The 21,974-nt window shown below is 68.1% G+C and carries 25 protein-coding genes and 1 pseudogene; 8 read left to right on the plus strand and 18 right to left on the minus strand.

Going from position 1 to position 21,974, the window contains the following annotated elements; genetic code table 11:
- From E3O62_RS12120 to E3O62_RS12135, 4 genes are all read left to right on the plus strand, one after another.
- Positions 1–397 (plus strand): sigma factor-like helix-turn-helix DNA-binding protein (locus tag E3O62_RS12120; RefSeq protein ID WP_304990577.1); only part of this gene is annotated, 397 nt, incomplete at its 5' end.
- A gap of 194 nt (positions 398–591) precedes the next feature.
- Complete coding sequence (locus E3O62_RS12125) at positions 592–1,485, plus strand: D-hexose-6-phosphate mutarotase (protein WP_134398682.1); 894 nt, start codon at positions 592–594, stop codon at positions 1,483–1,485.
- Between the two features lie 180 nt (positions 1,486–1,665).
- Positions 1,666–2,040, plus strand: a complete 375-nt coding sequence (locus tag E3O62_RS12130; protein WP_134398683.1) for an Asp23/Gls24 family envelope stress response protein — start codon at positions 1,666–1,668, stop codon at positions 2,038–2,040.
- A gap of 76 nt (positions 2,041–2,116) precedes the next feature.
- Positions 2,117–2,383, plus strand: a complete 267-nt coding sequence (locus E3O62_RS12135; protein WP_104099742.1) for a GlsB/YeaQ/YmgE family stress response membrane protein — start codon at positions 2,117–2,119, stop codon at positions 2,381–2,383.
- Between the two features lie 127 nt (positions 2,384–2,510).
- Here the strand turns inward: E3O62_RS12135 and E3O62_RS12140 are convergent, their stop codons facing one another.
- Positions 2,511–3,032, minus strand: a complete 522-nt coding sequence (locus tag E3O62_RS12140) for a DinB family protein (protein WP_134398684.1) — start codon at positions 3,030–3,032, stop codon at positions 2,511–2,513.
- A gap of 118 nt (positions 3,033–3,150) precedes the next feature.
- On the opposite strand from E3O62_RS12140, the gene E3O62_RS12145 reads away from it, so the two are divergent.
- Both E3O62_RS12145 and E3O62_RS12150 read left to right on the plus strand, forming a co-directional pair.
- A complete protein-coding gene (locus tag E3O62_RS12145) occupies positions 3,151–3,561 on the plus strand; it encodes a DUF4383 domain-containing protein (protein WP_134398685.1) in 411 nt (136 codons plus the stop codon).
- A gap of 36 nt (positions 3,562–3,597) precedes the next feature.
- On the plus strand, positions 3,598–4,179 hold the full coding sequence (locus E3O62_RS12150) for a hypothetical protein (RefSeq protein ID WP_134375341.1): 582 nt from the start codon (positions 3,598–3,600) through the stop codon (positions 4,177–4,179).
- Positions 4,180–4,231: 52 nt separating this feature from the next.
- Here the strand turns inward: E3O62_RS12150 and E3O62_RS12155 are convergent, their stop codons facing one another.
- The gene (locus E3O62_RS12155) at positions 4,232–5,581 is read right to left on the minus strand and encodes a serine hydrolase (protein WP_166786477.1); all 1,350 of its coding nucleotides are present in this window, start codon (positions 5,579–5,581) and stop codon (positions 4,232–4,234) included.
- 284 nt (positions 5,582–5,865) lie between these two features.
- Positions 5,866–7,179: an ATP-dependent RecD-like DNA helicase gene (locus E3O62_RS12165; protein ID WP_134398687.1), complete on the minus strand. Its 1,314-nt coding sequence runs from the start codon at positions 7,177–7,179 to the stop codon at positions 5,866–5,868.
- Positions 7,180–7,290: 111 nt separating this feature from the next.
- On the opposite strand from E3O62_RS12165, the gene E3O62_RS12170 reads away from it, so the two are divergent.
- Positions 7,291–8,334, plus strand: a complete 1,044-nt coding sequence (locus E3O62_RS12170) for a hypothetical protein (protein ID WP_134394796.1) — start codon at positions 7,291–7,293, stop codon at positions 8,332–8,334.
- Between the two features lie 33 nt (positions 8,335–8,367).
- Here E3O62_RS12170 and E3O62_RS12175 read toward each other — a convergent pair whose 3' ends face one another.
- The 14 genes from E3O62_RS12175 to E3O62_RS12240 all read right to left on the minus strand — a co-directional run bounded on the left by E3O62_RS12175 (position 8,368) and on the right by E3O62_RS12240 (position 20,677).
- The gene (locus tag E3O62_RS12175; RefSeq protein WP_134398690.1) at positions 8,368–10,356 is read right to left on the minus strand and encodes a cytochrome c oxidase assembly protein; all 1,989 of its coding nucleotides are present in this window, start codon (positions 10,354–10,356) and stop codon (positions 8,368–8,370) included.
- Between the two features lie 136 nt (positions 10,357–10,492).
- Entirely contained in the window at positions 10,493–10,780 is a 288-nt protein-coding gene (locus E3O62_RS12180; protein WP_104099750.1) for an HU family DNA-binding protein, read from the minus strand.
- Positions 10,781–11,053: 273 nt separating this feature from the next.
- Positions 11,054–11,359: a 30S ribosomal protein S14 gene (gene rpsN / locus E3O62_RS12185; protein WP_104099751.1), complete on the minus strand. Its 306-nt coding sequence runs from the start codon at positions 11,357–11,359 to the stop codon at positions 11,054–11,056.
- Between the two features lie 2 nt (positions 11,360–11,361).
- Entirely contained in the window at positions 11,362–11,529 is a 168-nt protein-coding gene (gene rpmG / locus E3O62_RS12190) for a 50S ribosomal protein L33 (RefSeq protein WP_104099752.1), read from the minus strand.
- The gene (rpmB, locus tag E3O62_RS12195; protein ID WP_104099753.1) at positions 11,529–11,765 is read right to left on the minus strand and encodes a 50S ribosomal protein L28; all 237 of its coding nucleotides are present in this window, start codon (positions 11,763–11,765) and stop codon (positions 11,529–11,531) included. The genes rpmG and rpmB overlap by 1 nt, the downstream gene beginning before the upstream one ends.
- A gap of 162 nt (positions 11,766–11,927) precedes the next feature.
- The gene (locus E3O62_RS12200) at positions 11,928–12,323 is read right to left on the minus strand and encodes a Fur family transcriptional regulator (RefSeq protein ID WP_134394797.1); all 396 of its coding nucleotides are present in this window, start codon (positions 12,321–12,323) and stop codon (positions 11,928–11,930) included.
- Positions 12,320–13,126 (minus strand): metal ABC transporter permease, encoded by an 807-nt coding sequence (locus E3O62_RS12205; protein ID WP_134394802.1) that lies wholly within the window; start codon positions 13,124–13,126, stop codon positions 12,320–12,322. The genes E3O62_RS12200 and E3O62_RS12205 overlap by 4 nt, the downstream gene beginning before the upstream one ends.
- Complete coding sequence (locus E3O62_RS12210) at positions 13,126–14,040, minus strand: metal ABC transporter permease (protein ID WP_134394798.1); 915 nt, start codon at positions 14,038–14,040, stop codon at positions 13,126–13,128. The genes E3O62_RS12205 and E3O62_RS12210 overlap by 1 nt, the downstream gene beginning before the upstream one ends.
- Position 14,041: 1 nt before the next feature.
- The gene (locus E3O62_RS12215; RefSeq protein WP_134394799.1) at positions 14,042–14,833 is read right to left on the minus strand and encodes a metal ABC transporter ATP-binding protein; all 792 of its coding nucleotides are present in this window, start codon (positions 14,831–14,833) and stop codon (positions 14,042–14,044) included.
- 7 nt (positions 14,834–14,840) lie between these two features.
- Complete coding sequence (locus tag E3O62_RS12220) at positions 14,841–15,860, minus strand: metal ABC transporter substrate-binding protein (RefSeq protein ID WP_134398688.1); 1,020 nt, start codon at positions 15,858–15,860, stop codon at positions 14,841–14,843.
- A 74-nt stretch (positions 15,861–15,934) separates the two neighbouring features.
- Positions 15,935–17,311 carry a dihydrolipoamide acetyltransferase family protein gene (locus tag E3O62_RS12225; RefSeq protein WP_134397069.1) on the minus strand — a complete coding sequence of 459 codons (1,377 nt, stop codon included), beginning with the start codon at positions 17,309–17,311 and terminating at the stop codon, positions 15,935–15,937.
- Positions 17,312–17,362: 51 nt separating this feature from the next.
- The gene (locus E3O62_RS12230; protein ID WP_241973471.1) at positions 17,363–18,322 is read right to left on the minus strand and encodes an alpha-ketoacid dehydrogenase subunit beta; all 960 of its coding nucleotides are present in this window, start codon (positions 18,320–18,322) and stop codon (positions 17,363–17,365) included.
- 119 nt (positions 18,323–18,441) lie between these two features.
- Positions 18,442–19,533: a thiamine pyrophosphate-dependent dehydrogenase E1 component subunit alpha gene (locus tag E3O62_RS12235; protein ID WP_134398691.1), complete on the minus strand. Its 1,092-nt coding sequence runs from the start codon at positions 19,531–19,533 to the stop codon at positions 18,442–18,444.
- Between the two features lie 40 nt (positions 19,534–19,573).
- Positions 19,574–20,677 (minus strand): histidinol-phosphate transaminase, encoded by a 1,104-nt coding sequence (locus E3O62_RS12240; RefSeq protein ID WP_134398689.1) that lies wholly within the window; start codon positions 20,675–20,677, stop codon positions 19,574–19,576.
- Positions 20,678–20,776: 99 nt separating this feature from the next.
- On the opposite strand from E3O62_RS12240, the gene E3O62_RS12245 reads away from it, so the two are divergent.
- Positions 20,777–21,169, plus strand: a complete 393-nt coding sequence (locus tag E3O62_RS12245) for a phage holin family protein (protein ID WP_104099761.1) — start codon at positions 20,777–20,779, stop codon at positions 21,167–21,169.
- An 18-nt stretch (positions 21,170–21,187) separates the two neighbouring features.
- Here E3O62_RS12245 and E3O62_RS16615 read toward each other — a convergent pair.
- Positions 21,188–21,974: pseudogene (locus tag E3O62_RS16615) on the minus strand (hypothetical protein); the annotation flags it as partial.

The following is a 21,974-nucleotide window of genomic DNA, read 5'->3' on the forward strand; positions in this document are numbered from 1 at the left end:
ACCCACCGTGGCGGAGCTCTCCGAGGCCTCGCAGATCCTGCCAGCCGATGTGATGCGCCTGCTGCGCTATGACAACGAGCCGATGTCCCTGCAGTCGCCCGTGGGCGACGGTCTCGGCGACATCTCCGAGCTGATCATCGACGACGACCTGCCCCAGCCTGAGGAGCACGCCGTGCTCACCATGCGGGCTTCGGACATCACTTTCTACATGAGCGCCCTGCCGCCGCGGGAGCGGTCGATCCTGATGTCCCGGTTCGGTCTCGACGGGGGCGCGCCCCAGACGCTGGACCAGATCGCCGTCGTTCAAGGCGTGACCCGGGAACGGGTGCGCCAGATCGAGAAGCGCGCGCTGGCCCTGCTGAAGGTGCCGTGCCTGGAACAGTACCTGCGCGACTGACCGCCTCCGGGCGGGGGCCTGCCCGGCTGACGCAGCGGCCGACGCGACTCGGGGAGTCACGTCAGCCGTTGGGTCACTCCCCCCTGTTCATCCATGGCGCCCCGTGGTTCGGGTCGAAGGCGATCAGTGACCCTGCCCAGCGGGGCCTCGATCGGCATTAGGCGCCAGGTCGCGGTTAGCGCGAAAATGGGCTCATGCCCTCCGTAAGCGCTGCACCCAGGTCTCTGCCCGCATCCGTTCGAATCGGAGAGGGCCGCGGTGGCCTCACCGTGGTGAGAGTGGGCGGTCCCGCCGGCTCCGCCGAGATCTACCTGCACGGTGCGCACGTCACCGAATTCACTCCGGCCGGCGGCCGGCCGGTGCTCTTTCTAAGCGACCTGAGCCGGTTCGAGGCCACCGCCGCGATTCGCGGCGGCGTGCCGATCTGCTTCCCCTGGTTTGGTGCGAACGCGCTCGACCCGGCCGCGCCGTCGCACGGTTTCGCCCGCCTGATCGAGTGGGAGCTCGTGAACGCCCACGAAGCCGACGACGACGTCGTGCTCACCTTCAGCCTCACCGACACTCCCGCCACACGCACCTCGGCTTGGCCGCACCGCTTCGAGGCCCGCTACACGGTCACCGTCGGCGCCCGCCTGACCCTAGCCCTCCGGGTGACCAACCGGGAGCCGGATGCGATCAGCTACGAAGAAGCGCTGCACACCTATCTGCGAGTGAGCGATGTGCGCAGCACGACGGTCGCGGGGCTGCAGGGCACCGCATTCCTGAACCAGCTGACCGCACTGACCGAGCCCGCGGAGAACACCCCCCTGGGCTTCGGCACCGAGACGGACCGCCTCTATCTGGGCAGCCGCGGCAGCGCCACCGTCGCCGACCCCGACGGCCGCACCGTCACGATCGGATCCGACGGATCCGACAGCACCGTGGTCTGGAACCCCTGGGCCGACAAGGCCGCCCGGATGAGCGACTTCGGCGACGACGAGTGGCCCGGCATGGTCTGCGTGGAAACCGCGAACGTGCGCCGGGACCAGGTACGTCTGGAAGCCGGCCAGAGCCACACGACGACCGTCGTGTTCGCGGTTTCGGCCTGAGCACCGGCCTTCGGGACTGTCCCGCAAAAACTTTCTTTCGGCGCTAGCGTGACGAAATCCGTTCGACCCACGTCATACTAGTGTCGCCCGGCTCGTGCCACGCGCCGCGACAGATTGGAGTACGCCATCGCTGAACAGACGTCCTCCGCACCACCAGCCGTCCCCCCAACCGGACCAGGGATGACTGTCATCGCCGATGGCGTCGTCGCGAAGGTAGCCGGTATCGCCGCACGCGAGGTGCCGGGCGTCTACGCGCTCGGCGGGAGCGCGGCCCGAGCTCTCGGCGCAATCCGGGAAGCCCTCAGCGGCGCCGACCTCTCCCCCGGGGTGAGCGTCACCACCGAGGGCGCCGCGGCCTCCGTCGCGATCTCCATCGTCGTCGAGTACCCGCACGAACTGCAGAAGGTCGCGGGCGCAGTGCGCAACGCGGTCGAGACGGCGATCGAGACAATCGTCGGCATACAGGTCACCGCGGTCGATGTGACCGTCAAGGACGTGCACCAGACGTCAGATGACACGGACGCGGACGTCGACGAGGTAGACACCCCGGACTAGCCCGGCTTTTTTTCTCCAGTTCACCAACACTTACCCTTACCAGTTCGCAAACAACAGAAAGATGCAGGGACAAATTATGGGCTTCATCGGATTCCTTATTCTCGGACTCATCGCCGGCGCGATCGCCAAGGCAATCCTGCCCGGCAACCAGGGCGGCGGCTGGGTCATCACCCTCATCCTCGGCGTGCTCGGCGCGTTCCTCGGTGGTTTCCTCGGCTCGGTCATCTTCGGCACCGGTCTCGAGAACTTCTTCGACATCTCGACCTGGCTTCTCGCCATCGCCGGCTCCGTCATTGTTCTCGTGATCTACGGCGCTCTCACGGGGCGTCGTCGCCGGGCCTAAGTCACGGCAGCGCGACAAGCGCGAACGAGCGGGCGCACTATTGGGGGGTGCGCCGGTTCTTCCGTGCTTTTTTTGTTGATTTGTGCCTGCTGACGTCCGATTGCCGGCATTCTGCGTGCCGGTGGTGTCAGTCGCCCGCGACGTCGTGCAGGTGGTGCACCGGATCGTGCACGAAATATTGCCCCATCGTGGTGACGGTGAACCGGGCACCGTCGCTGCGGCGACCGGTTCGACCCTGGCCTGCGGGCCCAACGGCTGCGAAGGAGGCGGCGACGGACGCCGCGGCCTCGGCGAGTTCGCGGGCCACGACCGCCGGCTCCTGCTCGTTGTAGCGCTCCAGCACCGCGGTGGCGTCCTGGTCCCAGTTCGGGAAAGCCGGGTCGTCCTCGGCGAGCATGAGGGTGAGACGCTCGTCGAAGATGCGGAACACGTCGCGAACATGGGCCGCGTACTCCAGGGCAGACCAAGTCTGCTCGTCGGGGCGCGACGCGACATCCATTCGCTGCAGCACCGGCTGCCAGCGGGCCGCGTTCTCGCGCACCAGCCGCGGAATGTGCGCGAAATCGACGTCGGCGGCGGAGAAACCGCACTCCGGGCAGGGGCGCTCCAGCACCCAGGTCCAATCTTTTGTATCCGCGCTGATTCCCATCCGGTGATCCTATCCGGTGGTCACGGCTACGCACCGGTGTCCGGCCAAACCGAACCGTCGTTGATTCCGAACAATGGGCGAGCACGGATGCACCGTGACATCTACTGGAGGTCTTCTCATGCGTACATCCCCCAACCGCATCATTGCCACTGTTTTCGGTGCCGTCTACGTTCTGGTCGGCGTGCTCGGTTTCTTCGTGACCGGCGGCGTCGACTTCTTCGCCACCGATGGCGGCCTGCTTCTCGGCATCTTCGCGGTCAACCCTCTGCACAACACGGCCCACCTCCTGATCGGCGCAGCACTGTTGATCGCCGGCCTAACCACGGCCCCCGCCGCAAAGGCCGTCAACACCACGGTCGGTGCGGTGTACCTGCTCCTCGGAATTGTCGGTTTCTTCATCGCCGACACCGCGCTCAACATCCTCGCCCTCAACACGGCCGACCACTTCCTGCATCTGACCAGCGCCATCGTGCTGCTTGGAGCCGGCCTCGCAGCCGACAAGACCGTACCGCGCACGGTCACCGTCTAGCCCACGCACGCCACCCACACCGCGGACAGGAATCCCATGACGCAGATCACGCGCCTCTGGATCGCTTTCGCCGCCCTCGGGGCAGGGATTATTCACCTGGCCGTGGGCGCCGGCGCTCCAGCCCTGCTCGCCGTCACCTTCGTCGGGCTCGGCGTCGCCGAGCTCTGCTGGGGTGTGGCGACGCTCGTGCGAGGAAGGCATCTTTGGCCGAACCAGGCCCTCGTCGCCGCCCTTCTCCCGGGCGTCGTTTGGGCTGCAATGGTGGCGCTCCGCAGCACCTCGGCGGTGCCGGCCGACGCCACAGTGCTGCCGGTCTTCCCAATGACCATCGCTACCCTGTTCGGCGTGTTCGTGGCCGTCTCCCTTGCCCTCACCCGGCGGCGTGCCAGATGCCGGGCGGCGGCATCCGACACCCCTGCCGGGGTGACCGGGGCGACCGAACCCGCACCGCAGGGCTGGCGTTTCCTGGCCGCGCTGACGCTCGGCGGCCTGCTGGTTTCCGGCCTGACCACTCCGGCCCTGGCCGCGACGGATGCCGGCACTCAGGCGGTTCCGCACGGGTCCCACGGTCACTCGGGCCCCGCCGTTCTGCCCGGCGCACCGCACTCCCACCACTGACCGGCTGCGGGCCGAAGATAATTCCCGGCTCTCGCTGGGCCCGGCAGCCCTTCTAGTCCGACTGCTGCGATGCGCAGACGGCGACAGCCCGGATTTCGCCGGCGACCTGGGTTTCGGTCCAGGGCAGGTTCAGCTGGGGTGCCGGCATCTCTCCGGACGCGGGCGCAGCGCCGGCGACCGCGGCAAGTCGGCGGGCGACCGCCTCGGCGAACCCGCGGCCGGAGGTCGAATTATTGAAGGCGACCACCACCGTGAGTCCGCTGACCGGGTCGGCCATCGCCGCCGAAATGAAACCGGGAATCTCCCCGGACTGACCGAGCAGCGGGCCGAACCGCTCGACGCCGAGGCCGTGTTGATGCCAGGAGGGGGCTCCGGCACCCGGCAGAACCGGCGCCCACTGCGCATCCGTCGATGTTTTCGACAGGAGGGTCCCCGCGGCCAGTACCTGCGCCCAAATTTTCAGGTCGTCGAGGTTCGAGACCGCCCCCGCCGCCACTCCGCCCACCGAGGGCGACAGCTGCGTCACGTCGAGCACGCTGCCACAGCGGGCCCTGCCGGCCGGATCAAGGGCCGTGGCATAGCCGCGGGGACTCGGCCCCGGGATCGCCAGCTCGCCCGGCGATGGCAGGCTGGTGTTCGTCATGCCCAGCGGTTCGAACACGTAGTGCCGGTAGAGCCACGGCCAGTCGCGTCGGGTTGCCTGCTGCAGGGCGAGACCGAGCAGCACGACCCCGGTATCCGACGCGGACCAGGTTCCGCCGGGCAGCGCCACCCGAGGTGCGCCCGTGCCGCTCGCGATGACCTCGCGCGTCGACCACTTGCGACTGGGGTTGGCCAAAATCTGCGGAGCCAGCAGGGAGGCATGATCGGCCAGGCCGGACGTGTTGCGGCAAAGCTGCCCGAGGGTGATCGTGTCCAGCCCCACCACCCGGGGCACGTAGTCGGACACCGGATCCTCCAAGCGCACCTGCCCCTCCTCGACGAGCCGGAGCAGCACCGTGCAGGTCAGCGCCGTCGTGTTGGTGCCGATCCGGAATCGCATCTCCGGGGTGAGGGCACCCGGTGACGTCCTCGAGACGGACCCGGGCGACGCGACCCAGGTGCCGGCCCACGGAGCCCAGACACCGGCAATGGCCCCCGAGGAACCGGACAGGGTCTTCGCCTCGGCGAGCACGTCATCCAGCCGGGACGTGACCTCGGACGAGAACGGGGCCGCCGCCTGCGCGCGGGCCTCCGGGGACGCATCCGTCGCCGCGGTGCACGCCGTCAGCACGAGGGTGGCACTCACGACGAGAGCCGGCACGCGGTGGTGGCGTGTGCGGGGGCTCGCGTGACGAGGTGCGGAGCCGGCTGGTACACGGCCGGCTGCGGCCTGGCTGATCGGTGCCTGTTCGAGCTTCATCGCCTGACCCCCGTCGCGTCGCGGCCCACACAGGAGCGCCCCTGCACGACGGAGTGTACCCACGCCGCCGTCCGGCCGCACCGTATTGCTGCCGGCGGCCCCCCGGCTCTCGCTCTTGCCCCTACTGCCGCCCTCGTCCCTAACGAATTCGACGGAGATTTTGGGCTAGAGACTCAGTTTTGGGCTGTTCTGCACCGTTTTCGACACAATCTCCGTCGAATTGGTTCGGGGCAGCGGCGGGAGAGGCAGCAACGAGAAGGGCAGCCACGGCGGTAACCACGGGGCTAGTCGGCGGGAATGACCGGGTAGGGGGTCTCGGTAGGGCGCGGGCCGCGCATGAACCGCTGCACGTTCTCGTCCACGATCATGTCGCTCGGGCGCAGCGGACGGGTCAGATAAAGGCCATCCAGGCTGGTCAGCCGGCTGAGGGCCACGTAGGTCTGGCCGGGGCTGAACACGCGTGCGCCGAGGTCGACGACCGCGCGTTCATAGGTGGCGCCCTGCGATTTGTGGATGGTGACCGCCCACGCCAGCCGCAAGGGGAACTGCGTGAACTCGGCTACGACGTCTTTGCGCAGCTTCTTCGTGGTCGGGTTGTAGGTGTACTTGAACTTTTCCCACACCGCCGGTTCGACCTCGTGCGTTTCGCCGTCGATGTCCACGTACACCGTCGAATCGACCCGAGTGACGGTGCCGATGCTGCCATTCACCCAGCGTGGGCCGCCGTCCTGGTTGGAGTCGTTGCGCAGAAACATGACCTGCGCCCCGACCTTCAGCTCGAGCACCTCGTCGGCGGGGAATGTGCGCCCGCCGAAGTCGCCGGTGACGTCGGCCTTGGCGGTCAGCGCCTTGCCGGGGAGGCGCTTGAGAGCGGATGCGTTGATCCGGTTCACGGAATCGTTGCGGGTGGCCAGCGTGATCACTCCCTCCCTCGGCGGGGTGCGGGCGCCCGCGGCGTTGAGCGCGCCGCCGATCTCGGCCGTGACCTGCCCGTGCCGCACCGCGTTGAGCATGTGTTTGAAGTCGGCGTCGCGCTGCCGGTGCACCTCGGTGAGCTCGAAGATGCGCAGGTCGGCGCCCTGCCAGACCTTCGCGTCGAAGAACCACATCGACCGGTAGGTGTCCGCGAAGTAGGCACGCTCGTCGGAATCCCCCGGCACCGGGGCCAGCTGGTACGGGTCGCCGAAGAGCACGATCTGCGCACCGCCGAACGTGTCGTTCGGCCGTTGCCGCGCCTGACGCAGGCTGCGGTCGATCGCATCCATCAGGTCGGCGTTGACCATCGACACCTCGTCGATGACGACCGTGTCGATCGTGTTAAGCAGTTTGCGTACCTGGTCGGACTGGTCGATCGCGTTGTCGGCGATCACGCCGATCGGCAGGCGGAACAGGGAGTGGATGGTCTGGCCGCCCACGTTCAAGGCCGCCACCCCGGTGGGCGCGGCAATCACGATCTGCTTGCTTGTGTTCCAGGCGAGGTGATTGAGCAGCGTCGACTTGCCGGTGCCGGCGCGCCCGGTCACGAACACGTTCTGCCGGGTTCCCTCGATGGCCTCGAACACTTCGGCCTGCTCGCGCGACAGCGGAATCTCAGACACGGGGGCGCTTTCGATGGGGTGCGGACGGGACATACCACTGTATCCGGCCCGGCTGCACGAGTCGGCCCCGGTCTTCGGGTTGGTGGAGAACCGGCCCCGTAGGATGTGGGGGTGAGCAACCGGGACGGCAGGCGCCGGCGTAACGAGCGGCGCGCCATCGTGGCCGTAGTCATCGTTGCCGCCCTCCTCGGCGCAGGCCTGGTCGCGACGATCGGGTCGCTCAACCGCGACCTCTACAGCGCCGGCAGCTTCGTGGGGCAGTATCTCGACGCCCTGGCCCGCAAAGACACCGCCAGTGCGCTGATGCTTCCCGGGGTCAGACCCACGGCTGCGGAGCTCGAAGCGGCCGCGCTGCCGAAGGACCTGCCGGACACCCTGCTGCGGAACTCCGTGCTGGGGGAACTCACAGACATCCGTCTGACCGCTGACGACGAGTCGGCCGATGGACGGCACACGGTCGACTACGAGTTCCGGCTGAACGGCACACCCGCGGCGATGACCTTCCAGGTGGAGAGCGCCGGCACGTTCTTCGGCGTTTTCGACAGCTGGCGCTTCACGACCAGCCCGCTGGCTGTGCTGCGCGTGAACGTGCTGCACCAGGCCACGTTCTCGGTGAACAGCCTGACCCTCGACACGCGTGCGCACGCCGCCGATGGCGCGCCGGAAGCGTTCTCGAACCAGGCGGCCTACCTGGCCTTCGCACCTGCCCTCTACTCGTTCGAGCACACCTCCACCCTGCTCGACGCGGCCTCGCAGACGGTGCCGGTCGTCGCGTCCGGGGTGACGGATGTCACGGTCGACGCCCAGCCCAACGCCCAATTCATCGGTCAGGTCCAGGCCGAGCTGGACCGTTTCCTCGACGATTGCACCACGCAACAGGTGTTGCAGCCCACGAACTGCCCATTCGGCATCGAGATCAACGACCGGGTGCGTGACGACCCGATCTGGTCGATCGCCCAGTATCCCCCCGTCACCCTCGTGGCCGGCGACTCCACCTTCGAGATGCCCGACACCGAGGGGCAGGCGCACATCGTGGTGGAGGTGCAGTCGCTTTTCGACGGCGATGTCGAGGTGCGGGATGAGGACGTGTCCTTTGCGGTCGCGATCAGCGTGACCGTGAACCCGGACGGGTCGCTCGCCCTCCAGTTGCGCTGAGCGGCGGCGGCTGCCCTGCCGGGCGCTTCTCTGCTACTCCGAGCGGTCGTGCGCGGCGAGACGGGCCAGGCCTGCGTTGTACTGGATCAGTTCGGCGTCGCCCGTGCGGGCGGCGTTTCGGTCCTTGCGGCGGGTTTCCTTCTCGTCGCTGCGGCTCCATTGGATGGCCACCGCAATGGCCAGGGCGATCGTCGGGATCTCGCCGACGCTCCAGGCGATGCCACCGCCCATCTGCTGGTCCTCGATGCCGCTGAGCCCCCAATCGCGCCCCATGGCCCCGTACCAGTCGGCGAGGAGCAGCCCGGTGCCCGTCATCATGGTGACACCGAAGAAAGCGTGGAAGGCCATCGTGCCGAGAAGAAGCAGCAGGCGGCCGGCGTAGGGCAGGCGGTAGGGCACCGGGTCGATGCCGATCAGCGACTGCACGAACAGGTAGCCGGTGATCAGAAAGTGCACGATCATCCACTCGTGGCCGATGTGGTCGGTCGTCGCCCAGCTGAATAGCGAGGAGTAATAGAACACCCAGAGTGAACCGGCGAAGAGCACGGCTGCGACCAGCGGATTGGCCAGGAACCCCGCGTACGTCGAGTGCACGGCCAACAGGATCCACTCGCGGGCGCCGCGGCTGCCGTCCTGCCGCTTGCGGATGGCCCGGGCGGCGAGGGTGACCGGCGCCCCGGGCACCAGAAAGACGGGCACGAGCATGGTCAGCGCCATGTGCATGAGCATGTGGGAGGAGAAGAGGTACTTCGCGTAGAGGTTTGCGCCGCCGTTGGTGATGTAGAACAGGATCAGCATGCCGGTCACCCAGAGCACGGTGCGGAACACGGGCCACTTATCGCCGCGGCGGGCCAGGCGGCGCACCCCGGCCACGTAGAAGAAGATACCGAATGCGCAGAACAGCACCCAGGCCAGGTCGAAATTCCACTCGGTGAAGTAGCGGCTGAAAGTGAGCGGCGGCGGCAGGAGCTCGCCGGTCAGGATTTGGGCGGGCGTCGAGGTGGGGATCTCGGTCGCCGTGATCTGCTCGACCGGCGTCGCGGTCTTGGCGAGGGCGGCGGCGGCCCCGGAGGCGAGCCCCATGAACGCCAGCTCCGTGACGATGAGCCACCAGAACCAGACGCTCCGGTGGGGTGCGGGAGTATGGGGGTCTGCGGGGGCGCTCCTCAGCATCCGCCCGATCACGTACCGGCGCTGCAGCACGCCGAACGCGCCCAGCACGGTGAGGGCGAAGACCTTGACCAGAACGAGGATGCCATAGGGCGAGAGCAGCCGGTCCCAGGCGCCCAACCGCAGTTCGGCGCCGACGTAGCCGGACGCAGCGACGACGATGAAGGAAACGAGGGCGAGCGAGGAGTAGCGCGCGATGACCGGATCGAGGCGGCCGCCGGCCAACTGCTTGCGCAGCACGATGATGGTCAGCAGCCCGCCCAGCCAGACCGCGGCGAAGACCAGGTGCAGACCCAGGGCGGTGATGGCCACGTCGTGCCCCTCAGCGCCGGCCGCGTGCCCCTGTAATGCAATCGGCACCAGGGCACCCACGGCGAGGACCGTGACGAAGACGAGCCCGGTCAGTGAACGCACCGCGAAACACAGGACGGTGACGAAGGCCGCGATCAGGGTGGTGATCAGCCAGGCCTGGCCGATCTCGATGTCACTGAAGAACTGTCCGGCGGTGGCGCTGAATCGGTCATCGAAGCTGAGCGGAATGGTCGTCACCTGCAGGAAGGTGAAGAAGCCGGTGAGGGCGGATGCCACGGTGAAGACGGCGGCGGACCCGGCAGCGAAATCGAGGGCCGCGTTGTATTCGGGTTCCCGAGGGCTCAGGGCGAACAGGGTGAGCACGAGGGCGCCGATGGTGCCGGCGGCGCCGAGGTTGACGAGGAGCTTGGCCAACGGGAGACCCCACCGCACGACTGGTCCCGGATCGGCCAGCAGTTGCGCCGAAGCGCCGCCGCCGTAGGCTAGCGCGGCGAGCGTCGCCAGCGTCGCGACCAGCAGGAGCACTGCCGGACCGGATATACGCACGAGACGAGGCACTGACTCAGCCTAACCGTGCCCGGTGGACGCACGCTGCACGAGGCTCGCTGACATGTGACGTCACAGACGAAAGCAGGGCGCCGACCGAAGCCGACGCCCTGCTTGCTTGGTTCGAGACCTACTTGGCGGCAGCCTTGAGCTTGCTACCAGCGGTCAGCTTGACGCGGTGGCCCGCGGCGATGGCGATCTCTTCGCCGGTCTGCGGGTTGCGGCCGGTGCGCGCTGCGGTAGCGGTGCGCTCGACTCCGAGCCAGCCCGGGATCGTGACCTTGCCGTCGTTCGCGACGGTGTCAGCGAGAGTTGCAAAGAAAGCGTTCAGAACGCTGTCGACGGCAGCCTGGCTCTGGCCAGAGTCTGCGGCAACCTTGGCAACGAGCTCGGTCTTGTTCAGCGACTTGTCAGCCATTGAGTGTCCTCCTCGGACCTTTGTCTGTAGAAACAGGGATTCACGTATTGCGGGCGACGCTCCGAGGAGCGACTCCGTTTGGCCGGTTGGACCGGGTTGAATCTAGCAGACAACCGCGGAATTCCGCGGATTTGCGGCGTTTCCAGCCGGTTTGGCTGCCGCAACGGCTTCATTTTCGCTGTGGGCGAAAAAAAGAGGATGCCGACCGGAGTCGGCATCCTCTCATTTCAGAACCGAGGTTCCGAATGACCGGCTAAGCGGCCTGGTGCGGTGTTACCAGCTGGACTTGGTGATGCCGGGCAGTTCGCCGCGGTGAGCCATGTCGCGGAAACGCACGCGCGAGATTCCAAATTTGCTGAGGTGTCCACGGGGACGACCGTCGACCGCGTCGCGGTTGCGCAGGCGAACCGGTGACGCGTTGCGGGGAAGCTTCTGCAGGCCGAGGCGAGCAGCTTCACGGGACTCATCGGTGCCGGCCGGGTTGACGAGGGCCTTCTTGAGCTCAAGGCGCTTCGCGGCGTAGCGCTCGACGATAACCTTGCGCTGGTTGTTCTTGGCAATCATGCTCTTCTTCGCCATTTTTAGCGCTCCTCACGGAAGTCAACGTGCTTGCGCACTACGGGGTCGTACTTCTTGAGTACGAGACGGTCGGGGTCGTTGCGACGGTTCTTCTTGGTCACGTAGGTGTAACCGGTGCCGGCCGTCGAACGGAGCTTGATGATCGGGCGGACGTCATGCTGCTTAGCCATTAGATTTTCTCCCCACGGGCGAGAAGGTCCTTGACGACCGATTCAATGCCACGAGCGTCGATCACCTTGATGCCCTTGACGGACAGGGTCAGCGTGACGTTGCGGCGAAGCGACGGTACGTAGTACTTCTTGGTCTGAACGTTCGGGTCGAAGCGACGCTTGGTGCGTCGGTGCGAGTGCGAAATGTTGTGTCCGAAGCCGGGAACGGCTCCGGTCACCTGGCAAGTAGCTGCCATGGTTCTCCTCCAATACCGAAGGGCGAATGCCCTTCCCAAGATCTCTTGTCGGCTGGCACGGCGACACCCCCGCGAAGCGGAAGCGAGCGAACCAGCAGTGCACGCACAGATATGCGCAGCAGCGTCTTAGACTACGCGCTCGGCTCCCCCGGTGCAAACCCGCTAGGCCACGGATGCGGCGGAGCAGGCCGCGCAGAGACCGAAGACGTCGACCACGTGCGCGGCCTGGCTGAAGCCGTGCTCGGCGGCCACGTTCTTGGCCCAGTTCTCCACGGCGTCCGCTTCGATCTCGACGGTGAGTCCGCAGTTGCGGCAGATCAGGTGGTGGTGGTGGTCGGTCGTGCTGCAGGCGCGGTAGAGGGCCTCACCGTCGGGCGACTGCAGCGAGTCGGCCTCGCCCTCGCCGGCCAAGTCGGCCAGGGCCCGGTACACCGTGGCCAGGCCGATGGGCGAACCGGTGGCGTGCAGGCTGGCGTGCAGACCCTGGGCGCTGACGAATCCCTCGGCGTCGCTGAGCGCGGTGCGCACGGCCTCGCGCTGCCAGGTGTTTCGCTTCATGCTTTCAACCGTAGCCGCGCCCGGACCAGCCGGCGACCGCCCAGGGCCAGCAGGAAGAAGACGGCCGCGGTGAGGGCGATCGCCGGCCCGGCGGCCACGTCGATCGCCCGGGACAGGAGCACTCCGACCAGGCCGGCGGCCGCGCCCAGCACCGGCGCGAGAACCAGGATCTGGGTGGCGGTGCGCGTGACCAGGCGCGCGGCGGCGGCCGGGGCCGCGATCAGCGCGATCGCGAGGATCGCCCCGACGGCCGGCATTGCGGTGACCACCGTGGCGGTGATCAGGGCGAGGGTGAGCAGCTCGATCGGCCATTCCCGAAATCCGGCGGCGCGGAATCCGCTCGGGTCGAAGGTGGAGAACAGGATCTCCTTGCCCAGCAGCACCATCACGGCCACGGCCACCCCGAGCACGCCGACGGCCAGCCAGACGTCACCGGTCGTGACGGTGAGGATCGACCCGACAAGGTAGGAGTCGACCTGCACCGGCAGCGACGGGTTGAGGGCCTGTAGAAGCACGCCGAGCGCGAAGCCCGCGGTGAGCAGGATACCGGACGCCACCTGGGTGCCCTGCCGCTTCACCCGGCCGATCAGGGTCATGATGCCGACGATGAGGATGCTCGCCAGGGCCGCCCCGAGTGGGATGCTCACGCCGACGATTGTGGCGGTCACGGCGCCCGGAAAGGTGGCGTGGGTGAGGGCCTGGGCGAAGAAAGTGCGGCGGCGCAGTACGACGAGGGATCCGACCAGCCCGCACAGGGCGCCGATCACGGCGGCCGCGAGGAGTGCCTTCTCGAAGTAGCCCATCACGTCACCGGCTGTTCGTGCGGCGGCGGGGTCTGCTGCGGCCGCAGACGGGGCGAACCCAGCCGCCGAAGTCCGTCGATGGACAGGCGCAACAGCAGCACCACGGCGTAGCCGGCGACCAGCACCAGCACCACGGTCGCGCCGCTGGGCAGGTCGAGACCGGCCTGCACGGATGCCTGGAAACCGAGCACGAGTCCAAGCCAGGCACCGAGGGCCGCGAAACAGGCCGCGATTGGGAACAGCAGCCAGAGCCGGTCAGTGATGAGCCGGGCCACGGCGCCGGGCACGATCAACACGGCCAGCACGAGGAGGTTGCCGACGGCGCTGGAGGCCGCGACGACCACGAGGGCGATCGCCACGTTGAGCACGAGGTCGAGCGCGAGCGTGCGGTAGCCGGCCGCGGCGAAGCCGACCCGGTCGAAGGCGCGGAACACCTCCTCCTTGAGCGTGAGCCCGATCAGGACCAGCGCCACGAGGCAGATGGCAACGGTCTGCACGACCTCATTCGGGCTGACCGTGAGGAGGCGGCCGAAGAGAAGCTGCTCCAACTGGCCGACGTAGTTCGTCTCGCGGGAGACCAGGATGATGCCCACGCTGAACATGGCGGTGAAGACGATGGCGATCGCGGCATCCGAGGACACGGACTGACGCACGATCAGAGTGAGGATGACCGCCGCGAACAGGGCGGCGACCATCGCGCCGGCGAACAGCCCCTCGCGCCCACCCCAGACGAAGCCGATCGCGATGCCGGGGAAGACCGCGTGGGTGAGACCGTCGCTGATGAACTCGAGGCCCCGCAGGTTGACCAGCACCCCGACGACGCCGGCCACCAGGCTGAGCGCACCCAGCACGAAGAGGGCCCGGGTCATGAACGGCAGGGCAAAGGCGTCGATCAGCGGGCTGAGGAAGTCCATCTCAGTGACCGGTGTGCCCGGGCACAACTACGGTGTGCTCGTCGATCTCCACGCCGACCTCCCGGAACGTGCGCTGCACGTTCTCCAGGATCAGCACCGACTCGCGCGGCCCGAACGCCACCTGGGTGCCATTGAGCAGCAACACCTGTTCGCAGACCTCGCGGGCGAGCTGGAGGTCGTGGGTGGAGACGACCACGGCCACCCCCTCCTCCTTCAAACGCTTGACGGTGCCCACGAGCGCGTCCCGATTCTGCTGGTCGAGGCCGTTGAACGGCTCGTCGAGTAGCAGCAGGCGGGGCCCCGCGGCCACGGCCCGCGCGAGCAGTCCGCGCTGCTGCTGGCCGCCGGAGAGTTCCCCAAAACGGGTTTTCGCGCGGTGCGCGAGGCCCACCGCGTCGAGTGCACGGGCCACGGCCTGACGGTCGCGCTTACCGGGCAGGCGCAGCCAGCCTAGCGAGCGGTAGCGCCCCATCATGACGACCTGCTCGAGCGTGACCGGGAACTGCTGGTCGATCTCGTCGGCCTGCGGCACGTAGCCGATGGATCCGGCCGGGGCCGCTGCCGCCCCCAGCACCTCGACGGTACCGCTCACGCGCTGGATCAGACCGAGGATGCCCTTGAGCAGCGTGGACTTGCCGGACCCGTTGGGCCCGATCAGCGCCACGGCCTCGCCGGCGTGCACCTCGAAGTCGATGTCGGCCAGGGCCGGGCTCTGGCCGTAGGAAAAGGAGGCGCCCGCCACCTTGAGCGCGACAGGCGCGCTCGGCCGTACTTGAGAAGGGTTCTCGATCACTGACTAACTATCGCAGGTCTGCGGGCACCGCGGTGGGCTCGACTCCCCAGGATTCGAGGATCAGGCCGACGTTGTGCAGCTGCGAACTGATGTAGGTGGCGCCGTCACTGTGCCGCGCACCGAGGGAGTCGCTGTAGAGCGCGTCCTCCCCCGAGTACACGATGACGCCGGCCTCGCCGGCGATGGTGTCGGCGGCCTTCGGGCTGATCGAGGCCTCGGAGAAGACCGCCCTGACCCCGGTGGCCGTGATGGCGGCGACGAGTTCGTCGATCGCGGCGGCGCTGGGCTCGGCGTTGTCGTCGAAGCTCGGGATGATGGAGCCGACGTAGGTGATGCCGTAGGCCTCGGTGAAGTAGCCGAATGCGTCATGGTTGCTCACGAGCAGGCGCTGCTCGGCGGGCACGGCGTCGATGTTGGTACGGATCCAGTCGTCGAGCTCGGCCAGCCGGCCGGTGTAGGCGGTCGCGTTGGCCTCGAAGTCCGGGGCCAGGTCCGGCTGGGCATCACTGAGGCCCGAGGTGATGGTGACGGCCATGGTCTCGGCATTGGACACGTCGGTCCAGATGTGCGGGTTGCCGCCCTGGTGGGAATGGTCGGCGTCATCCGTCGCGGCCTTGTCGTCGGCGTGGTCCTCTTCGCCGACTGCGATGTCCAGGATCTCGATGCCCTCGTCGGAGTCGATCGTCACGCCGTCGAAGCCGCTGGCGCTGATTGCGTCGTCGAGCCACTCCTCGAGGCCGACCCCATTGATCACGAGCACATCGGCCTCACCGAGGGCCGTGAGGTCGGCCACGGACGGGTCATAGCTGTGCGCACTCTGGTTGGGCTGGATGAGCTGGGTCACTACTACGCCCGCGGTGTCGCCGACGACGTTGCGGGTGAGGTCCGCCACCTGGGTGGTCGTCGCGACCACCTTGAGGTCGCCGGCGGCGGCGCCATCCGACGAACCGCCGGTGGGAGTGCAGCCGGCCAGGGTCAGCGCGGCAACGGCGGCCAGGGCGGTGAAGACGAAACGATTGTTGATCACAGTGCCGACGGTACGCCTAATGATAATGATTGTCAAAAGCGATAAGGGCGGCCGTCGTGATCTCCCCCGGGACTTTACTCGAGCAGCAGCGCGGGCTCCTCGATGATGCTCGCGACATCCGCCAGGAAGCGGCTCGCGACATCCCCATCGACCACGCGATGGTCGAAGCTCGCGCCGATGGTCGTCACCTGACGCACCCGCACCTCGCCGTCGACGACCCACGGTTTGGGCTTGATCGTTCCGAGGGCCACGATGCCGGCCTCGCCGGAGTTGAGGATGGGCGTGCCGGTATCCATGCCGAAGACACCGATATTGGTGATCGTGATGGTGCCGTTCGACATCTCCGCCGGCGAGGTCTTGCCGTCCCGCGCGGTGAGCGTGAGCTTCTCGAGGGCGCGGGCCAGTTCAAGCAGGCTCATGTCCTGCGCTTCCTTCACATTGGGCACGATGAGCCCACGGGGGGTGGCCGCGGCAATGCCCAGGTTCACGTAGTGCTTGATCACGATTTCCTCGTCGGTGAAAACCGAGTTGACCGTGGGGTTGCGCCGCACCGCCCAGATCATGGCCTTGGCCATGATCAGCATCGGGGACACGCGCACGCCCGCGAAGTCGGTGGACGCCTTGAGCCGCTTGACGAACTCCATGGTGCGGGTGGCGTCCACGTCGACGAAGAGGCTCACGTGCGGTGCGGTGAAGGCGCTGGAGGCCATGGCCTGGGCGATGGCCTTGCGCACGCCTTTGACCGGGACGCGCTCCTCACGGTCGCTGGGCCATTCCGGCGTCTGGATGTTGCGGAACACGCTGGCCTGGGTGGCCTCCCGCAGCACGTCCTCGCGGGTGACGTCACCGACCGGGCCGGTCGCCTCGACGAGGGACAAGTCCACGCCGAGGTCTTTGGCCAGCTTGCGGATCGGCGGCTTGGCGACGACGGGGCCCGCGGATGCTGCGCGCGGCAGCTGCGGGAGCTGCGGGGTGGCCGGGCGCGTGGGGTGCACGGGCGGCGGCGCGATCGACGCGTGGGCGACGGGGGTCACCCCGTGGCGCTTGCGCCGGGTCGGCATGGTCGCCGCGGCGCCGCGGCCGACCAGGACCGCGCCCTGCGTCTCGGCCGGCTCGTCCGTGATGGTGGAGCCGGCATCCGCTGCGGCGCTGGCCAGCTCACCCGCGCCGTTCGCGATCGCATCGCTCGGAGCAGACGCGACGGCGACGGTCTCGGCCACGATGGTGATGATGACCGTTCCGACGTCGACGGTCGTACCGGGTTTCACCAGGATCTCCCCGACCACGCCGACGTATGGCGACGGCAGCTCGACGAGCGACTTCGCGGTCTCGATCTCGACCAGCACCTGGTTGATCGACACGGTGTCGCCGGGCGCCACCTTCCACTCCACGATTTCGGCCTCGGTGAGACCCTCGCCGACGTCGGGCAGTGTGAATTTCGACACGCTCATCGAGTACGCTCCTTGCGATTGGTGAGGCGAGAAGCCCTGGTGCGAGTCATATCAGTAGGAGAGGGCGCGGTCGACGGCCTCGAGCACGCGGTCCGGGCTGGGCAGGAAGTGCGTCTCGACGGCGGCCGGCGGGAACGGGGTGTCGAAACCGGAGACGCGCAGCACGGGAGCCTCGAGCAGGTAGAAGGCCTTCTCCATGACGGTCGCGGCGATCTCCGATCCGACGCTGACGAAGCCGTGGGCCTCCTGGGCGACGACCAGATGCCCGGTCTTCTCGACCGACGCGAGGATGGGACCGTAGTCGATCGGCGAGATTGAACGCAGGTCGATGACCTCGACGCTGGTTCCCTCCGCCGCCGCGAGATCCGCCGCCTGCAACAAAACGCTGACCATGGCGCCGTGGCCGACGACCGTCGCATCCGTGCCGCTGCGTACCACTCGGCTGGCGTGCAGGGGCGTGCCGCTCTCGGCAAGGTTCACCTCACCCTTGGGCCAGTAGCGGCTCTTGGGCTCGAAGAAGATGACCGGGTCGTCGGAGGCGATGGCCTCCTGCATCATCCAGTAGGCGTCGTGCGGGTTCGACGGGCTGACCACGCGCAGGCCCGGCGTGTGCGCGAAGTACGTCTCCGGGCTCTCCTGATGATGCTCGATCGACCCGATGTGGCCGCCGTAGGGGATGCGGATCACGACGGGCATGGAGACCTCGCCCTCGTGCCGGTTGCGCATCCGCGCCAGCTGGCTGGTGATCTGGTCAAAGCCGGGAAAGACGAACCCGTCGAACTGGATCTCGCAGACCGGGCGGTAGCCGCGCAGGGCCAGGCCGATGGCCGTACCGATGATGCCGGACTCCGCCAGCGGGGTGTCGAGCACGCGCTTGTCGCCGAATTCGGCGATCAGACCCTCGGTGACGCGGAAGACCCCGCCCAGCGGGCCGATGTCCTCGCCCATCATCAGCACCCGGGGGTTGTCGCGCATGGCCTGGCGCAGACCCGCGTTGAGGGCCTTCGTCATCGGCAGGTTCGCCGATCCGGTGCCGGGAATGGCCCGCTTGGCGGCGGCCGGGTGTCCCGGGGTCGGCATCGCGGTGGTCGGTGTGGCGAGGCCGGTGGTGCTCGTCACGATCGTGTCGCTCATGCGTCGCCTCCTTCGAAGGATGCCTCGTAGTGGTCGAGCCAGGCCTTCTGTTCCTGGATCAACGGGTGGGGTTCGGCGTAGACGTTGTCGAAGATGACGGCCTTCTCCGGGGAGTGGATGTCGAGGGCCCTGCGGCGCACATCCGCGGCGTAGTCGTCGGCCTCCTCGTCGACGGCGTCGAGGTACTCCTGCTCGACGCCCAGGCCCTGCAGGTAGCTGCGGAAGCGCACGATCGGGTCGCGGGCCACCCAGTAGGCTAGCTGCTCCGGGTCGCGGTACTTGGTGGGGTCGTCGGCCGTGGTGTGGGCGCCGACTCGGTAGGTCAGGGCCTCGATCAGGGCGGGGCCGTGGCCGGCGCGGGCGTCGTCCAGGTGCTTGGCCGTCACCGCGAAACTGGCGAGCACGTCGTTGCCGTCGATCTGGGTGCCGGGCATGCCGAAGCCGGCGGCACGCAGGTAGAGCGGTGTGCGGGACTGCCGGGTCACGGGCACCGAGATGGCCCAGTGGTTGTTCTGCAGGAAGAAGACCTGCGGGGTCTGGTAGCTGGCGGCGAAGACGAGCGCCTCGTTGGCGTCGCCCTGCGACGAAGCTCCATCGCCGTAGTACACGATGACGGCCTGGTCGGTCTCGGGGTTGCCGGTCGCGGTCGCGCCGTCGAGCTGCATGCCCATCGCGTAGCCCGTGGCGTGCAGGGTCTGCGAGGCCAGCACCAGGGTGTAGAGGTGGAAGTTGCCGTGGTCCTCGGGGGTCCAGCCGCCGAGGGTGACGCCGCGCAGCATCCGCAGGATATCGACGGGGTCGAGTCCGCGGATCATGCCGACGACGTGCTCGCGATAGGACGGGAACACGTGGTCCTGCGGCCGGGTTGCGTAGGCGGAGCCGACCTGGGCGGCCTCCTGGCCGTGGCTGGGCACCCAGAGGGCCAGTTGGCCCTGCCTCTGCAGGTTCGCGGCCTCGGTGTCGAACCGGCGCACCACCACCATGTCGCGGTAGAACCGCCGATGGTCGGCCTCGGTCAGTCGATCGAGGTAGGGCAGGAACTCGGCCGCGGAATCACTCGGGGCGAAGACACCCTCCGGGGAGAGCATTCGCACCGTGGGAGAGGCATTCAGGGTCGCTGACACCGTACTAACCTAGCTTCCGGGCTGGGTGCCCCGTTGGTAGATCGACAACAATATCGGCGCAAATGCCCAGGAGCTTCTCCACGGATTCTTCCTCACCGATCGAAATTCGGATGCCCTCGGGGAACGGGCGCACGATCAGGCCGACGGCCGACAGGACATCGGCGATGTCGGCGGTGTCCTCGGCGGTGGGCAGCCAGATGAAGTTTCCCTGAGGCACCGGAATGTTCCAGCCCTGCTCGCCCAGCAGGCGCCAGACCCGGTCGCGCCGCTCGGTCAGGGCACGCACCCGCCGCAGCAGCTGGTCGGCGGCGTCGAGAGAGGCGATCGCGGCCGCGCCGGCAACACCTGTGACCGAGAGCGGGATCGCGGTGGACCTCGCTGCGTCGAGCACGGCGACGGGACCGAGGGCGTAGCCGACGCGCAGGCCGGCCAGGCCGTAGGCCTTGGAGAAGGTGCGTAGCACGACCAGGTTCGGGAATCGGGACAGCAGTGGCAGCCCGGTAACCGCCTCGGGGTCGGTGACGAACTCGCAGTAGGCCTCATCGAGGATGACGAGGAGGTCCGGCGGGACGACCGCCATGAACGATTCGAACTCGTCGCCCGTGACGGCGGTGCCGGTCGGATTGTTCGGGCTGCAGATGATGACGACGCGGGTACGGTCCGTGATGCGGGTGGCCATCTCGGGCAGGTCGTGGCCATGGTCGGCCCGGTTCGGGACCTGCACGCTCGTGGCACCGGCGACGGTGACCAGGCCGGGGTAGGCCTCGAAGGAGCGCCACGAGTAGAGCACCTCGTCACCCGGTCCCGCGGCGGCGAGGATGAGCTGGGCCAGGAGGGCCACGGAGCCGGCCCCGATGTGCACCTCGTCGACGCTCCGGCCGAACTGCGTGGCCAGCCGTTCGCGCAGGGCCAGCGCCGAGGCATCCGGGTACCGGTTGTACGCGGTCTCGGCGTTCACGGCGGCGATGACGCCGGGCAGCGGATCGAAGGGGTTCTCGTTGCTCGAGAGTTTGAACGCACTGGCAGCGGCAGCTTGACCCTGCCGATAGGCCGGGAGGGCGACAATCTCGGGGCGCAGGCGGACCGAGGGCGGGTCAGATGGGCTCACTCGGCGATTCTACGCCGCGGCATATTCACGTGGCCGCATGGTCAGGCTTCGGGCTGTCCTCTCCGTGCGACCAGTCACCGGCGATGCCATAGTGGAGTCATGGCCAGATTCCTGATCAAGCTGATCCTCAACTCCGTCGCCCTGTGGCTCACGACCCTGCTCGTCAGCGGGGTGCGGGTCGACCCGTTCGCCGAGGGCACGACCGCCCTGATCGCCACCTATCTGCTGGTCGCGCTGGTCTTCGGCCTCGTCAACAGTGTGATCGGCGGCTTCGTGCGGGTTGTCGCGTTCCCGGTCTACATCCTCACGCTCGGCCTGATCTCCTTGATCGTGAATGGTTTCCTGCTGATGATCGTGGCCTGGTTCTCGGGCCTGGTCGGCTTCGGGCTCGTGGTGGACGATTTTTGGTGGGGTGTGCTCGGCGCACTCGTGCTGGGCATCATCAGCTGGATTCTCGGCGTGTTGATCCGACCGGTCACCCCCCGCTCGTAGCGATCTCCAGCCGTCGGGTCAGCCGTCGGCCAGGCGGATGCCCCGCCACCGGGAGGACTCGCCGGCTTCCGTGCCGAGGATCGTCCCGAGGGTCTCCCGAAACTCCTGCAATCGTGGTTCCTCGGAGCCGTCCATGAGCCGCCCGGTGTCCCGGTAGGCGGTGAGGGCGTGAGCCGGCAGCGGCCGGTCGAGCGGCACCTCCGTCTCAGCGAACACCTCGCGCCGCACCACCAAGCGCTCATCGTCGCCGGCGGCCGTGCCCCCCAGGGCCGGGACGAGGTCGTCGGTGTGCTCGACCATGACGGCCTCCACGTCTGCGGGCAGGGCCACTTGGGCGGTGAGTCCCCCAAAGGTCACCACCGCGACGGTGTTGAAGTCCCCGGACGCCGCGAGCTGCGCCGCGACCAACCCGCCTTGCGAGTGGCCCACCGGAACCACCGGGTCGCTCGGCGCCACCCCTGCCTCCCGCATGGCCTCGACGACCGCCCGATAGGAGCCGGAGCCCTGGTCGGCGAGGGCGGCGAGGTTGGAGGTGAGGTCCCACGGTTGTTCCCCGGCGACCGGGCTCCACGCCGCGGTGCCGCCGATGTAGACCACCCAGGATGCGTCGTCCGGACCGCCATAACGCTCGATGCGCATCTGCGGGGCGTCCTCCGACACCGAGGGGATGCGGGCAGCCAGGTCCCCGAATCCGGCCGGCGGAGCGACGGGCCGGCCGGGGTGAGCGGCGCCGGGCCGCGCGGCACCCGCAGGCGGCGGGCCGAGGGGGCGGGTCCCGCCGTCGAGCCGCTCCACCGACACGGGA

The sequence above is a fragment of the Cryobacterium sp. TMT2-15-1 genome, from assembly GCF_004402345.1.
Classification (GTDB): Bacteria; Actinomycetota; Actinomycetes; order Actinomycetales; family Microbacteriaceae; genus Cryobacterium; species Cryobacterium sandaracinum.

Coding starts and splice junctions, on each gene's coding strand:
- E3O62_RS12125 (WP_134398682.1), top strand. CDS start 592: ATGCCCTCCGTAAGCGCTGCACCCAGGTCTCTGCCCGCATCCGTTCGA.
- E3O62_RS12130 (WP_134398683.1), top strand. CDS start 1,666: ATGACTGTCATCGCCGATGGCGTCGTCGCGAAGGTAGCCGGTATCGCC.
- E3O62_RS12135 (WP_104099742.1), top strand. CDS start 2,117: ATGGGCTTCATCGGATTCCTTATTCTCGGACTCATCGCCGGCGCGATC.
- E3O62_RS12140 (WP_134398684.1), bottom strand. CDS start 3,032: ATGGGAATCAGCGCGGATACAAAAGATTGGACCTGGGTGCTGGAGCGC.
- E3O62_RS12145 (WP_134398685.1), top strand. CDS start 3,151: ATGCGTACATCCCCCAACCGCATCATTGCCACTGTTTTCGGTGCCGTC.
- E3O62_RS12150 (WP_134375341.1), top strand. CDS start 3,598: ATGACGCAGATCACGCGCCTCTGGATCGCTTTCGCCGCCCTCGGGGCA.
- E3O62_RS12155 (WP_166786477.1), bottom strand. CDS start 5,581: ATGAAGCTCGAACAGGCACCGATCAGCCAGGCCGCAGCCGGCCGTGTA.
- E3O62_RS12180 (WP_104099750.1), bottom strand. CDS start 10,780: ATGGCTGACAAGTCGCTGAACAAGACCGAGCTCGTTGCCAAGGTTGCC.
- rpsN (WP_104099751.1), bottom strand. CDS start 11,359: ATGGCGAAGAAGAGCATGATTGCCAAGAACAACCAGCGCAAGGTTATC.
- rpmG (WP_104099752.1), bottom strand. CDS start 11,529: ATGGCTAAGCAGCATGACGTCCGCCCGATCATCAAGCTCCGTTCGACG.
- rpmB (WP_104099753.1), bottom strand. CDS start 11,765: ATGGCAGCTACTTGCCAGGTGACCGGAGCCGTTCCCGGCTTCGGACAC.
- E3O62_RS12200 (WP_134394797.1), bottom strand. CDS start 12,323: ATGAAGCGAAACACCTGGCAGCGCGAGGCCGTGCGCACCGCGCTCAGC.
- E3O62_RS12205 (WP_134394802.1), bottom strand. CDS start 13,126: ATGGGCTACTTCGAGAAGGCACTCCTCGCGGCCGCCGTGATCGGCGCC.
- E3O62_RS12210 (WP_134394798.1), bottom strand. CDS start 14,040: ATGGACTTCCTCAGCCCGCTGATCGACGCCTTTGCCCTGCCGTTCATG.
- E3O62_RS12225 (WP_134397069.1), bottom strand. CDS start 17,311: ATGAGCGTGTCGAAATTCACACTGCCCGACGTCGGCGAGGGTCTCACC.
- E3O62_RS12230 (WP_241973471.1), bottom strand. CDS start 18,322: ATGACGAAGGCCCTCAACGCGGGTCTGCGCCAGGCCATGCGCGACAAC.
- E3O62_RS12235 (WP_134398691.1), bottom strand. CDS start 19,533: ATGCTCTCCCCGGAGGGTGTCTTCGCCCCGAGTGATTCCGCGGCCGAG.
- E3O62_RS12245 (WP_104099761.1), top strand. CDS start 20,777: ATGGCCAGATTCCTGATCAAGCTGATCCTCAACTCCGTCGCCCTGTGG.